The sequence below is a fragment of the Frankia sp. CcMO1 genome (genome assembly GCF_977945845.1).
Window position 1 is genome coordinate 1 of sequence record NZ_CDWTMG010000014.1, and the last position, 14,202, is coordinate 14,202.

10 protein-coding genes and 1 pseudogene are annotated in these 14,202 nt (G+C 70.3%); 9 read left to right on the plus strand and 2 right to left on the minus strand.

From position 1 onward, the window contains the following. The 5 genes and pseudogenes from AC08OU_RS03635 to AC08OU_RS03655 all read left to right on the plus strand — a co-directional run. Positions 1-631 (plus strand): ATPase, T2SS/T4P/T4SS family (locus tag AC08OU_RS03635; protein WP_476604354.1); only part of this gene is annotated, 631 nt, incomplete at its 5' end. Further along, positions 628-1,971 carry a type II secretion system F family protein gene (locus tag AC08OU_RS03640; protein WP_476602074.1) on the plus strand — a complete coding sequence of 448 codons (1,344 nt, stop codon included), beginning with the start codon at positions 628-630 and terminating at the stop codon, positions 1,969-1,971. The genes AC08OU_RS03635 and AC08OU_RS03640, both read left to right, overlap by 4 nt. A 141-nt stretch (positions 1,972-2,112) precedes the next feature. After that, entirely contained in the window at positions 2,113-2,307 is a 195-nt protein-coding gene (locus AC08OU_RS03645; RefSeq protein WP_041258051.1) for a DUF4244 domain-containing protein, read from the plus strand. A gap of 11 nt (positions 2,308-2,318) precedes the next feature. Beyond that, positions 2,319-2,780 (plus strand): TadE family type IV pilus minor pilin, encoded by a 462-nt coding sequence (locus AC08OU_RS03650; RefSeq protein WP_462202813.1) that lies wholly within the window; start codon positions 2,319-2,321, stop codon positions 2,778-2,780. Continuing rightward, positions 2,756-3,163: pseudogene (locus tag AC08OU_RS03655) on the plus strand (Rv3654c family TadE-like protein); the annotation flags it as partial. The gene AC08OU_RS03650 and the pseudogene AC08OU_RS03655, both read left to right, overlap by 25 nt. Positions 3,164-3,195: 32 nt before the next feature. On the opposite strand, the gene AC08OU_RS03660 reads toward AC08OU_RS03655, so the two are convergent. Then, on the minus strand, positions 3,196-3,762 hold the full coding sequence (locus AC08OU_RS03660) for a hypothetical protein (RefSeq protein ID WP_476602076.1): 567 nt from the start codon (positions 3,760-3,762) through the stop codon (positions 3,196-3,198). 211 nt (positions 3,763-3,973) lie between these two features. Continuing rightward, a complete protein-coding gene (locus AC08OU_RS03665; protein WP_476604355.1) occupies positions 3,974-6,391 on the minus strand; it encodes a DEAD/DEAH box helicase in 2,418 nt (805 codons plus the stop codon). A gap of 349 nt (positions 6,392-6,740) precedes the next feature. On the opposite strand from AC08OU_RS03665, the gene AC08OU_RS03670 reads away from it, so the two are divergent. From AC08OU_RS03670 to topA, 4 genes are all read left to right on the plus strand, one after another. After that, complete coding sequence (locus AC08OU_RS03670) at positions 6,741-7,082, plus strand: STAS domain-containing protein (protein ID WP_462185864.1); 342 nt, start codon at positions 6,741-6,743, stop codon at positions 7,080-7,082. A gap of 38 nt (positions 7,083-7,120) precedes the next feature. Next, a complete protein-coding gene (locus AC08OU_RS03675) occupies positions 7,121-7,651 on the plus strand; it encodes an ATP-binding protein (RefSeq protein ID WP_462202610.1) in 531 nt (176 codons plus the stop codon). A gap of 517 nt (positions 7,652-8,168) precedes the next feature. After that, positions 8,169-10,508 (plus strand): sodium-translocating pyrophosphatase, encoded by a 2,340-nt coding sequence (locus AC08OU_RS03680; RefSeq protein ID WP_476604356.1) that lies wholly within the window; start codon positions 8,169-8,171, stop codon positions 10,506-10,508. Between the two features lie 457 nt (positions 10,509-10,965). After that, positions 10,966-14,112 (plus strand): type I DNA topoisomerase, encoded by a 3,147-nt coding sequence (gene topA, locus AC08OU_RS03685; RefSeq protein ID WP_476604357.1) that lies wholly within the window; start codon positions 10,966-10,968, stop codon positions 14,110-14,112. The last annotated feature ends 90 nt before the right edge of the window (positions 14,113-14,202 follow it).

Below are 14,202 nucleotides of genomic sequence, written 5' to 3' on the forward strand. Positions count from 1 at the left end.
GAATGGCTGCCCCGATAAACTTCCCAAACAGGCCCTAGTGGAGGACACCGCCGAGCTCGTCATGGACCGTCCGGGGATGGTGCGGCTCGAGGCCCGCTCGCCGAACATCGAGGGCGCTGGCGAGGTGACCCAGCGCGATCTGGTCCGCCAGGCGCTGCGCATGCGCCCGGACCGGCTGGTGCTCGGCGAGGTCCGCGGCCCCGAGGTGCTCGATCTCCTCGTCGCCCTCAACACCGGTCACGAGGGCGGGTTGAGCACCGTGCACGCCAACGACACCAGTGCGCTGCCCACCCGTCTGGAGGCTCTCGCCGCCCTCGCCGGGCTGTCCCGCCCAGCGGTCCACAGCCAGATCGCGGCAGCGATCCACACCGCCGTTCATCTTCGCCGGGAGGCCGACGGCCGCCGCCGGGTCTGCGCGATCGGGGTGTTCCGCCAGGCGGGCAGCGGACTGGTTCAGGTCGTGCCGGCCCTGGTCGTTCCTGCCTCACCTTCCCGGAACGGGCTAGCCATGCGCGCCTGCGACCCGACGCCGGCGGAGGGCCTGCCGATCCTGCGCGACCTGCTGGACGTGCGCGGTGTCTCGCTTCCAACCCTGGTCGACGCCGGGTCGCAGGTGCGGAGGCGAGCATGACCGTACTCGAGCGCGTGGGGACCGTCCCGGCAACCGTCGCAGTCACCCGGCCGAGGACCGGAACCGTGATCGGTTCGGGAATCGGCCTGGTCCTCGGTGCCGTCCTGCTCACGCTGGCCGCCGGACCGGTGGCGGCGGGCGTCGTGGCCGTGCTGCTCTGCTGTCTCGCCCGGGCGCGACGGCGGTCACGGGAGCGGCGTAGGCAGGTGGCGGTCCGCCAGTCCGCCGAAGACCTCCTCGCCGCGTTCGCGGCCGAGCTCGACGCCGGCGCACCCCAGCTCGAGGCCCTGCGCCGGGCGGCGGGCGGCATCGACGAACTCGTTGCGGCACCGACGGGACGATCGGCCTGGGTGCCCCTGGACCAGCTCGGTGCCGCGCTCGACCGGACGGAGGAGCCCGGTCCATTGTTGTGCCGCAGTGAGGCGTCATCACTGCGACAGCTCGGAGTCGCCTACCAGGTCTGCGCGGCCGTCGGCGCAAGGCTGGCTCCCGTCGCGACGATGCTCGCGGCGGTCGCCCGCGCCGACGCGGTGCGGGCGGGCGAGCTGACCTCGGCACTGGCCGGGCCCCGGTCATCCGGACGGCTGGTGGCCTCGCTCCCGCTGGCCGGAATCGTCCTGGGGTCGCTCGCGGGAGCAGCGCCGATCGCGGTGTTGCTGGGCACGCCGGCGGGGATCGGATGCCTGCTCGTGGGCGGGCTCGCCGACCTGGTCGGAGTCCGCTGGCTTCGCCGCTTGGCGGACGGCGTGGAGCGACGGGGAGGGCCGGTAGCCGTGGATGCAACGGGCGTCGCGCCCCCGACCTCCGCCGCGGGGCACGACCGGTTCCTCGCCGACTTTCCCCTGGCGCTGGACCTGATCGCGGCGTGTCTGCGCAGCGGGGGGACCATCGTGTCGGCGGTGCGGGCCGTCGGCGCCGCCACCGGTGGTGTGTTGGGCGCGGAACTGTGCTCCGTAGGCGATGCACTCGCGGCGGGCGCCACGGTGGGCGCCGCCTGCGAGCGACTGGTGGCCGCGAGTCATGCTCCCCAGCTCACCGACCGGTTGCCCGGATGGGCTCGCCGCGGACGCGTGACCCCGCCATCCCGGCGGGCCAGGATGGTGCGGGCAGCGATCATGGCGCTCGATCGCGCGGAGACGTCCGGGGCGAAGCTCGCCGCCACTCTCACCCGACTGGCCGATCGTGCCAGGGACGAAGCCCACGCGGAGAGCATCGCCGCGGCTCGTCGGGCAGGTGTCCTGGCGGTCGCGCCCCTGGGCCTGTGCTTCCTTCCCGCTTTTCTCCTGCTCGGAGTGGTCCCCATGGTCCTCGGATCCGTCCCCGCGCTGTTGCCGGCCTGAAGTCCCGATCATCCAGCTGCCACCGCGGCGCCGAGCATCCAGGCCTGACCCATCGCTCGATCCCGATCCTCCCCTGTCCCGGAGGTAGTTCTCATGTTCCTGGCAGCCCGCTCCTCGTGCCGACGCCTGTCACGATGGCCGGTGTCCCGGCGGCTCCTCAGCGTGTGGCGCCCGGCCGTCCAGGCCCGCGACCACGGCATGTCCACCGCCGAGTACGCGGTCGGCACGCTTGCGGCCGTGGCGTTCGCCGGCGTCCTCTACGCGGTGGTGTCAAGCTCCGCGACCCGGTCGCTGGTCTCCTCGGTGGTGCAGCGCGCGCTGACCGTGGCGTTCTGAGCGCGGCCGTGATGCCTGTGCGCTCCTCCCAGCGGCCGCCGCGGCCGGTGACCCGTCGACGTGGGAGATCCGTCCGCGGGCCGGACCGCGGCCAGGCCACCGCCGAGCTCGCGATCGGCCTGCCCTCACTGTTCGTCGTCTTCTTCCTGGCCGCCTGGATGCTCGGTGCCGTCGCAGCCCAGGCCCGATGCGCCGACGCGGCACGCATCGGCGCCCGCTTGGCTGCCAGGGGGGAGCCGGATTCGGCCGTGCATACCGTGGTGATCCAGGCGGCACCCGTCGGCTCCACCGTGACGCTGCACCGTGGCGCGGGTCGGCTCGAGGTACAGGTGTCGGTGCACGTCGGTGGCATCGGCGTCAGCCGGCTGGTTCCCGGCATCGAGGTGGCGGCGCGGGCCGTCACCCCCGTCGAAGCGACGGCCGATCTTCCGTCCGATGCCCCCACCGGATGCCCGGCCCGGATGGCGTCGTGAGCGGGACGCGCCGGCTGAGGACGCTGCCGACCGTCACGCCGGGGGTAGCGCCGTCCGCCGCGGCCCCCGATGCAGGGTCCGCGACGGTATGGCTGCTGGCCGTCCTGTTCGCGCTGCTCTCGCTGGTGAGCGTCGCGTTCACCGTGACGGTGATCAGCACGGTCCGGCAGCGGGCCGCTGGAGCGGCGGATCTCGCCGCCCTCGCGGCCGCAGCGATGCCGCCCACCAACCAGCGGACGATGTGCGCGCGGGCCGACGAGGTCAGCGCAGCCAACGGGGCGCGGCTGGCGGCCTGCCGGGTCGACGGCAACGCCGTCGAGGTGACGGTCCTCGCGCGCCTACCGGCGGTACTCGGCCCGCTCCCGGAGCTGTCCGCCCGTGCCCGTGCCGGGCCGTGGGGAGGAGCGGAGGGTGTCTACTTCCCAGTCGGCGTGGACGACCCGGTTCCGGAACGGACGCCCTCGCGAGGTTGGGCGGCGCCACTCGCCGCATCACCGCCACTGTCACGGCGCCGCAGATCAGCGACGCGGGCGACGATCCGGTCACCCCGGTGGGGATGGGTGATGATCTGGCCCGAGGACGCTGCAGTGGGAGCAGTCGCGGGCATCGGAGCGGTCGCGGAGGCCGGACGCGCCTGGGGCGGGGCCGTCCGGGTTCGTGCCCCGCCGGTGTCGGCTTCGACGGACCGGGGGGCGCTGGTGGCGGGCGCGGCTGGCGCGGAACGCACCAGCGCCTCCATCTCCCGGGCGCGCTGGCGTTCCATCCGGTGGCGGCGGCGATCCCGCGCGAGGCCCTGCAGGAAGAGCTGCACGCCGGCCGCTACCAGCACTCCCGTTACCAGGCCGAGGACGAACAGGCCCCAGATGTCGAACGAGAGCATCTGCCCCATGATCAGGACATCGGTGTGGCCGCTGTTCTCCAACACGAGATCCGCGGTGAGAACTCCAGCCACCAGCAACAGCACGACACCGACGGTTACCACCGAGACCTCCAAAACCATGGACGTTGGCATAAACGACGGAGAAAAGCCGATCTGGTCGACATACCCGGGTCCGGTCGCGGGGGAACCACGCCGCGGCGAAGTGGTCACGGGGCTAGCCGATCATGGGGGACGTAATGAAGTAACAAATACGTGATCGAGAGCATCATCGCAGGTCACAGGCCTGTGGAGGGTTCGAAACGCGCAAGTTATTTCATTTCGACTCCATGGCGGTCACCGCGGCGAGGAGCCGCCAGGCAGCCGCCTTATCGAGCGGCTCATTGCCATTTCCGCATTTGGGCGACTGGACGCACGACGGGCACCCCGCCGGGCACTCACACGCTTCGATCGCGTCCCGGGTCGCAGCCAGCCAGGCACCGATTCGGAGAAATCCCCGTTCGGCGAAACCCGCCCCGCCGGCGTGTCCGTCGTAGACGAAGACGCTGGTGCGTTCGGTGTCCGGATGGCGCGCGGTCGAGACACCGCCGATGTCCCAACGGTCACAGGTCGCGAACAGCGGGAGCAGACCGATCGCCGCGTGTTCGGCGGCGTGGACGGCGCCGGGGACGTCCGCCGGCTCGATCGCGGCTCGGGCAAGCAGGTCGTCGGACAGCGTGTACCAGACGGCCCGGGTTCGCAGCTGACGCGGCGGCAGATCGAGAGGCTCCTGCCCGAGCACCTCGCCCGTCGCGATCAGCCGCCGCTGGTATCCGACGACCTGGCTGGTGACCTCGACCACGCCGAGGTGCACCTCCACGTCGGGCAGCACCCGGGATCGCGACGACTCCACCACCCTGATGTCGGTGTGGTCACGCGCGGTGGTCGTCCATTCCGGCGTCGACTCGCATACGAACGCGACGGATTCCTCGAGGTCGAGGTCCTCGACCACGAAGCTCGATCCCTGGTGAAGATAGACCGCGCCAGCGTGCACCGTCGTGTGCGAGGTCGCGGCGTCCACAGTGCCCAGGAGCCGGCCGGTCCGCGCTTCGACGATGCGAACCGGTGGTCCTCCCGCCCCTCGGATGTCCACATCCGGCCGGGCCCGTTGCGTCCAGAACCAGCCCGTGGGCCGGCGGCGCAGCCGTCCTCGGCGGACCAGGTCGTCGACGGCGAACGCAGCGGTCGGTCCGAACAACGCCAGATCCGCCTCGGTCAGCGCCAACTCGGCCGCGGCGCACTCCAGGTGCGGAGCGAGCACGTAGGGATTGTCGGGGTCGAAGACGCTGGCCTCCACCGGCCGTCCGAAGACGGCTTCGGGATGATGCACCAGGTAGGTGTCAAGCGGATCGTCCCGGGCGACCAACACGGCCAGCGATCGCCGGCCATCCCGCCCGGCGCGCCCGGCCTGCTGCCAGAGCGAGGCGAGCGTGCCAGGAAAACCGGCGGTGACGGTGGCGTCCAGCCCGCTGATGTCCACCCCGAGCTCGAGTGCCGGCGTCGCGGCCGCCCCGAGCAGGGCGCCCGAGCGGAGATCCTCCTCCAGGGCCCGTCGCTCCTCCGGCAGGTAGCCCGCCCGATACGCCGCCACCCGGTCGACGAGGTCTGCAGCGATCCGACCGAGTTCGCGGCGGGCAGTCACCGCCACCACCTCGGCGGCCCGTCGCGAGCGGACGAAGACCAGGGTGCGCACACCGTCCGCGACGAGGTCCGCCAGCAGATCCGCGGACTCGGCGGTCACCGACCGGCGGACGGGGGCGCCGTTCTCGCCCGGGCCGGGCGCGGAGGTCGGGTCCTCCCGGTCCGGCGAGCTCTGCCCGGCCGTGAGCAGCGGAGGTTCGTAGAGCACGAAGTCCAGTGGCCCCCGCGGAGATCCGTCGACGTCGACCACCTCGACCTCCACGCCGGTGAGCCGTGCGGCCGAGACCCCGGGATCGGCGACGGTCGCGGACGCAAGCAGGAACACCGGATCGGTCCCGTAGCGCGCGCAGATCCGCCGCAGCCGGCGGATCACCGCGGCCACGTGTGCGCCGAATACCCCTCGGTAGCCGTGGCACTCGTCGACGACGACGTAACGCAGGCCGCGCAGGAACTGGGCCCACCGCCGGTGGAAGGGCAGGATGCCACGGTGGAGCATGTCGGGGTTGGTCAGGACCAGGCCGGCGTGCGCCCGGACCCAGTCCCGTTCGGCCGCCGGCGTGTCCCCGTCGAACGCGGCGGCCCGGATACCGGTGAGCCGCAGCGACCGCACGGCTCTAAGCTGGTCGTGGGCCAGCGCCTTCGTGGGCGCCAGGTAGAGTGCCCGGGCACCGGGCTCGGCGAGCAGCCGGGACAGCACCGGCATCAGATAGCCAAGCGACTTGCCCGAGGCCGTGCCGGTCGCCAGCACCACGCTGCGCCCAGCGTACGCGGCCTCGGCGGCAGCCGCCTGGTGGCTCCAGGGGCTCGCGATCCCGGCGGCCGTCCACCGTCCCCGCAGGACCGGATCGATCCAGTCCGGCCATGGCGCCGGGCAGCCGTCCCGGGCAGGGACGCGCTCGATGTGCGTCATGCACCGCGCTCGTCGCACGTCGCGGCGCAGCCCGGCAAGGGCCGTGTCCGCACCGTCGACATCCACCGGCGAGCCCACGACGATCGAGGATATGCGTCTCGACGCGGTCACGGCGCCCTTCAGCCGGACAAACCCCCGGAGCATCGCCCTCTCGGGCCCCCGGCCGATCGAGCCCGAGGATCCCGGATCCCGGTCCGGGGAACATCTCGGCGTGGCTACGGGCAGCGATGCCGACGACAAGACGACAGGCGGACCACAGAGTGTCCCCGCGGGACCAGCTGCGTCGAAACCGCCGATGCAGTCGGTCGACCCCCACGCGAGCGCCAAGATCGGGGATACATTTCATCAGACGTCATCAGCCGGCGACGCCGCAACACCGGACCCGCGATCTGTGTCGCGGCACACCGGATTGATCCTCCTCGTGGGAGGGTAATGGCGCCGTGATGTCGGTCGCCCGAAGCACGGGACGGCCGGAGGCACACAAGGAGGATCCGTGGACCTGTCCCTCACGACACGCCAAGAAGGCAACCACACGGTCGTGGTGGTGGGCGGCGAGATCGACGTCTACACCGCGCCGAAGCTTCGCGAGCAGCTCATCGATCTCGTGTCCGGGGGGTCATACCACCTCGTCGTCGACATGGAAGGCGTCGAGTTCCTCGATTCGACGGGCCTCGGGGTCCTCGTCGGCGGGCTCAAGCGGGTGCGTGCGCACGAGGGTTCACTGCGTCTGGTCTGCACTCAGGAGCGCATCCTGAAGATTTTCCGGATCACCGGCCTGACCAAGGTCTTCCCCATCCACTCCTCCGTCGAGGAAGCCCTTGCCGCGAGCGACTGAGCCGGACATCACTCTTTCGCGAAAGGCAGGCCCGCCGTATGCCCACCGTTGAGCTGCGGTTCGCTGCCCTGAACGGGCACGTTCGTACCGCCAGGATGATCGCGACGGCGGTCAGCCGGCGCGCAGGAGTTCCGGTCAGCGCGGCCGACGAGATCAAACTTGCGGTGACGGAGGCATGCACCCGAGCGGTGCGCGTCAACCGCAAGCATGCGCCGCAGGCCCCGGTGCATGTCGCGCTCATCGACGGCGCCGATTCCTTCACCATCACGGTGGCCGACTGCGGTAGAACCGGAGACGAGGTCGCCCCCGGTCCGGACGGTGGCCTCGTCACCGCGACCACCCTGCTCGAACTCGAATCCGAGTCGACTCAGCCGCCAGGTTGGGCGGAACCGGCGGACGACGATCTCTCGGAGGACAACTCCGGTTTCCCACCGGGGCTCGGACTCGCCCTCATCGAGGGACTCGTCGACGAGATCGAGATCAGGCGCGGCCCCGACGGCGTGGGTACGGTTGTCGCGATGACCTGGCACACCGGCGCCACATCGGATCCCTGCGAATCCGCGGTGTAGGACCTCTCCGGTCTCCCTGCCTGGGCCTGGCGACTGTTCCAGCCTCCGACCGTGCCGCCATGTGCCCCGCGCCAGGTTCCGAAGGCGGGGCACCTAGAACCTGACATTGAGGTGGAGCCACGGCGCCAGTCTGCCATGTCAGCAATAGCACAAGTGATCTTTTTACACCGAATATTCCCGAATCGACCCGTTTCCGGATTATCGCCAGGGCGGTGAGAGGTACCCGAGAGCACGCGACCCGGGCCGCCGCTACCGAAAAACGAGCGCACGTCACAGACGTGTGGATAGACTCCGCCGCATCTCATGGACGGCTGATCCAACCATCCGTGATTCCCTTGGTGCTTCCCGCGAGACCGGTCAGATGTCTAGAAATGGGAAGAATCGGCCGATCTCGCCCAAAGCGTCGCCGGATGCGGCGCGTGACCGTGACCGTCTCGATGCCGTGGCGACCGCCGTGAGGGCGCCCAAGAGCACCGGCACCCTCACGGAGGGCGCACAGAGCAGACCGGGAGGAGCCATGTCCTCGATCCAAGCCCTACAGGCCGAGGGTGCTGGAATTGACCTTAGCGGCAGAGCCCTCGGACTGGTCGCCGGTGTGGCGATAGTCGCAGCCCTCGCATTGCTTGTTGCCGGTTATCTGGTTCGTGAGGTATTGGCGGCGAGTCCGGGCACCCCGAGGATGGTGGAGGTCGGCCGGGCGGTCCAGGAGGGGGCCGAAGCCTATCTCAGACGGCAGTTCACCACACTCGCGGGATTCGTCGTCGTCATCCCCTTCGTACTACTGCTCCTGCCAGCCGAGAACACTGGAGCAAAGATCGGTCGGTCGATCTTCTTCGTGGTCGGTGCGATCTTCTCCGCGTTGGTCGGATCCGTCGGGATGTCGCTGGCGACCCGGGCCAACACCCGCACCGCGGCCGCCGCCATGACCCGAGGGGAACGAGCCGCCGTCCGCATCGCCTTCCGCACCGGCGGGGTGGTGGGGATGTTCACCGTCGGTCTCGGGCTCCTGGGGGCGGCGGCTGTGGTCCTCGTCTTCCGGGACACCGCCCCCCAGGTCCTGGAGGGATTCGGATTCGGCGCCGCTCTGCTCGCGATGTTCATGCGAGTAGGCGGAGGGATCTTCACCAAGGCCGCCGATGTTGGGGCGGACCTGGTTGGCAAGGTGGAACAGGGGATTCCCGAGGATGATCCCCGCAACGCCGCGACGATCGCCGACAACGTCGGCGACAACGTCGGCGACTGCGCCGGCATGGCCGCCGACCTGTTCGAATCCTATGCGGTGACGCTCGTCGCGGCGCTGATTCTCGGGGTCGAGGCGTTCGGCGAACGCGGCCTGGTGTTCCCCCTGCTCATCCCAGCGGTCGGGGTTGTGACCGCGGTCATCGGAATCTTCGCGGTGTCGCCGCGGGCCGGTGACCGCACCGGAATGTCCGCCATCAACCGGGGTTTCTTCATCTCCGCGGTGGTGTCCGCGGTCGGCGTCGTCGCCGTCTCGCTGCTCTACCTCCCGGCGAGCTTCGCCGATTTCCCCGGGATGCAGGGGAGCACCCAGTCTGGCAATCCACGAGTGATCGCGATCGGCGCGGTCCTGATCGGGATCGTGCTCGCCGCCGCCATCCAGCTGCTCACCGGGTATTTCACCGAGACCGGCCGGCGGCCGGTGCAGGACATCGCAAAGGCGTCGCTCACCGGACCGGCCACCAACATCCTCGCCGGAATCGGGGTAGGTCTGGAGTCGGCGGTCTATTCTTCGCTTCTCATCGGTGCCGCGGTCTTCGGCGCCTACCTGCTCGGCTCCGGCAGCGTCACGATCGCGCTGTTCGCGGTGGCGCTGGCGGGGACCGGTCTGCTGACGACGGTGGGTGTCATCGTCTCGATGGACACCTTCGGGCCGGTGAGCGACAACGCGCAGGGCATCGCCGAGATGTCCGGCGACATGGACGAGGCGGGCGCAGCCATCCTCACCTCGCTCGACGCCGTCGGCAACACCACCAAGGCGATCACGAAGGGCATCGCGATCGCCACCGCGGTGCTCGCCGCCTCCGCGCTGTTCGGCTCGTTCACCGACACCGTGACGACGGCTCTCCGCGAGGCCGGAGCGCTGCCCGAGGCGGGTCGGGGCATCGTTGGCGGCCTGAACATCGCCTACCCCGACGCGCTGGTCGGGCTCACCATAGGGGCATCCGTGGTCTTCCTGTTCTCCGGGCTCGCGATCAATGCGGTGGGCCGCGCGGCCGGGCGGGTCGTCCTGGAGGTGCGCAACCAGTTCCGGTCCAGGCCTGGAATCATGACCGGCGACGAGAAGCCGGATTACAGTGCGGTCGTCGACATCTGCACCCGCGATTCGCTCCGTGAACTGATTACACCGGGGACGCTGGCGGTTCTCGCCCCGATCGCGGTCGGTTTCGGCCTGGGATACCCGCCGCTCGGCGCGTTCCTCGGCGGCGCCATCGCCGCCGGCGTGCTGATGGCCGTGTTCCTCGCGAACTCCGGCGGGGCCTGGGATAACGCGAAGAAGATGGTCGAGGACGGCAACCACGGCGGAAAGGGTTCGGAGGTCCACGCGGCCACGGTGATCGGCGATACCGTGGGAGATCCATTCAAGGACACCGCCGGCCCTTCGATCAACCCGCTGCTCAAGGTGATGAATCTGGTCAGCCTGTTGATCGCTCCGACAGTCGTGAAGTACTCGGTGGGCGCGGACGAGAACACGGGGCTGCGCATCGGTGTCGCCCTCGCCGCCCTCGCCGCCATCGCCGCCGTGATCATCATCTCCAAGCGACGGAGCTCAATGATCAACGATGTGCCCGCTATGACACAATCGACACCGACCCTCAGCGAGAAGATCAACGCCTGACCCACATCGTTCCGTCACCGCCGACCCCCGCGGCTCGCACGAGGCCACGCGGGTCGGCGGCGCTGTTTCGCACCGATGGAACCTCGGGAACCGGTGGAACCTCGGGATGCGGGATCGGCACCGCCCGTGGGCCGGGTGATGCGCCGGCGGACCATCCGCGCCACCCACATCGGATCGGAGAAGCAGTGGGTGAGCGTCGGGCTACGGTCGCCATACCGGGACGGGAGGATCCGCGAGACGGAATGGCGGCGTACGGTGCTGCGAGGCACCGCTCTCACTCCGACGGCCGCCACCCGCACGACCACCGTCCGCCGGACACCCGTACCGCCCCCGCCAGATCCAGTAACGCGCTCCGCCTCCGCAACATCCGCCATGTTCGAGACCTACGCTCCGTAGAAGCAACCTACGCTTTCGCCCCACAGAGCACTAAAACGAGCACGTCGCACCGAGGAGAGAAGTGCCAGCGCGCACGAAGACGACGACACGGGCGACCGCGCGGTCATCCGCACCGGTCGCCGAGCCCACCGAGGCCGGGCTCCCGCCGGAGACCGGCTCGAGCGAGGCATCCGCCGACGTACCCGTCGGCGCCACCAGCCGGACGGCAAACAGCAGGACGGCGAACGGGCGAACGGGGACTGGCCATTCGGAGAACGGCTCAGGCGGAGCCAGCGGCGCCCACGGCAGCCGCGCCACCGGCTCCGGCCGGGGCCCGGGCAACCGCCTGGTGATCGTGGAGTCGCCGGCGAAGGCGAAGACGATCGCCGGCTATCTCGGTCCGGGGTGGCAGGTCGAATCCAGCATCGGGCACATCCGTGACCTCCCGCGCAGTGCCGCCGATGTCCCGGCCGCGCACAAGGGCAAGCCGTGGGCTCGGCTCGGCGTCGACGTCGACAACGACTTCGAACCGCTCTACATCGTGACGCCGGACAAGAAACCGCAGGTCAGCAAGCTCAAGGCGCTCGTGAAAGACGCCAGCGAGCTCTACCTCGCGACGGATGAGGACCGCGAGGGCGAGGCCATCGCCTGGCATCTGCTCCAGACGCTGAAGCCGACGGTGCCGGTCAAGCGGATGGTGTTCCACGAGATCACCCCCCAGGCGATCCAGCGGGCCGTCGACAATCCGCGCGAGATCGACAAGAACCTGGTCCACGCTCAGGAAACGCGTCGCATCCTGGACCGCCTCTACGGCTACGAAGTCTCTCCCGTACTGTGGAAGAAGGTCATGCCGAGGCTGTCGGCGGGCCGGGTCCAGAGCGTGGCGACCCGCATCCTGGTGGAGCGGGAACGTGCCCGGATGCGGTTCCGCTCGGCAGAGTACTGGAACATCGAGGGCCTGTTCGGGACGACCGTCGCCCGCCAGGCGTGGTCGGACGCGGACGGCACACCGGGGTCCGGGCCGGGCGGACCCGGCACCGGATCCGCCCGCGGCGACGGGGTCGAGAAGGCCCCGCTCCCGGCGACCCTGGTCGCCCTGCACGGCAACCGGATCGCGACGGGCCGTGACTTCTCCCCGACGGGGCAACTCGTCTCCTCCGGGGTGATGCGGCTGGACGAGGCCGCCGCCCGGTCGCTGGCCGAGCGGCTCGCCGACGCCGCATTCACGGTGCGCTCGGTGGAGACCAAGCCCTACCGCCGTTCGCCGTACCCGCCCTTCATGACCTCGACGTTGCAGCAGGAGGCCGGCCGTAAACTGCGTTTCTCCAGCCAGCGCACGATGCAGGTGGCGCAGCGGCTGTACGAGAACGGCTACATCACCTACATGCGGACGGACTCGACGAACCTGTCCGAGACCGCCCTGACCGCGGCCCGCGCGCAGGCGGCGAGCCTGTACGGGCCGGAGTACGTGCCGGCACGCCCCCGCACGTACGCCAAGAAGGTCAAGAACGCGCAGGAGGCCCACGAGGCCATCCGACCCGCCGGGGACCACTTCCGGACCCCGGGTGAGGTTCGTGGCGAGCTCGACGTCGACTCCTACCGGCTCTACGAACTGATCTGGCAGCGGACGGTGGCCAGCCAGATGGCGGACGCCCGCGGCACGAGCGCCACGATCCGGCTCGGCGCGACCTCGTCCGCCGGGGAGGACGCCGAGTTCTCGGCATCGGGGAAGGTCATCACCTTCCCCGGCTTCCTGCGCGCCTACGTCGAGGGCGCCGACGATCCAGACGCGGAGCTGGAGGACCGGGAGCGGCGGCTGCCGGACGTACGCCAAGGCGACCCACTGACCACCCGCTCGCTGACCCCCCGCGGGCACACCACCAGCCCGCCGGCGCGCTTCACCGAGGCCAGCCTGGTCAAGACGCTCGAGGAGCTCGGGATCGGTCGGCCGTCCACCTACGCCTCGATCATCGGCACCATCCAGGACCGCGGCTACGTGTGGAAGAAGGGCTCGGCCCTGGTGCCGAGCTTCGTCGCGTTCGCTGTCGTCGGCCTGTTGGAGGACCACTTCACCCGGCTGGTCGACTACCGGTTCACCGCGACGATGGAGGACGACCTCGACGACATCGCCGCCGGCACGGCCGCCCCGACCGACTGGTTGACCCGCTTCTACTTCGGAACCGGCGACGGCACCGACCCGGCCGCCGACGGACTGAAGCATCTGGTCAATAAGCGGCTCGGAGAGATCGACGCCCGCGAGGTGAACTCGATCCCCCTCGGCGAGACCGACGACGGCACCCTGCTGGTCGTCCGGGTGGGCCGCTACGGCCCCTACGTCCAGCACGGGGAACGCCGTGCCAGCGTGCCGGACGATCTCGCACCGGACGAACTCACCGTCGGCAAGGCGCTGGAGCTGCTGGCCGCGCCCAGTGGCGACCGGGTGCTGGGAATCGACCCGGCGTCGGGGGCGACCATCACGGCGAAGGCGGGTCGCTTCGGCCCCTACGTCACCACCGACACCGACCCGCCGCGCACGTCCAGTCTGCTGCGTGGCATGTCGTTGGAGACGCTGACCCTCGACGACGCCGTGCGGTTGCTCACCCTTCCGCGCATTCTGGGTGCGGGGGAGGACGGGGAGGAGGTCACCGCCCAGAATGGCCGCTATGGCCCATATGTGAAGAAAGGCACCGAAAGTCGGTCGTTGGAATCCGAGGATCAGTTGTTCACCGTGACCCTGGACGAGGCCTTGGTGCTGCTCTCCCAGCCCAAGGCCCGCGGTCGGCGCCAGGCCGCGCAGAGCCCGCCGCTGCGAGAGCTCGGGACCGACCCGGCCAGCGGCAAGCCGATGGTGGTGCGGGATGGCCGGTTCGGCCCCTACGTCACCGACGGTGAGACCAACGCCAGTCTGCGCAAGGGTGACACGGTCGAGACGATCACCGATGAGCGTGCCGCGGAGCTGCTGGCAGACCGTCGGGCCCGCGGACCGGCCACCGCGAAGCGTTCTGCCCGGGGCACCGCGAAAGCCGGCACCGCCAAGACCGGCACCGGCACCGCGAAGACCGGCCCGAAAACCACCAAGGCCAAGCCGGGTACGGCGAAGACCGGCACCGCGAAGACCGGCACCGCCAGGTCCAAGACCGCCCAGACGGTGACGGACGACGGCGATGGCTCCGATGGCTCCGGTAGCTCCGGTAGCTCGTCGTCCGGTGGCACCCGCCGGACGGACTGATGGCGCTGCCGATCGGTAGGAGCCCTGGAGAACCTGGAGAAGCGGACGCGCCCCGGGTGGTTTCCGAGGTCACGGCGTTCACTGTCGGCG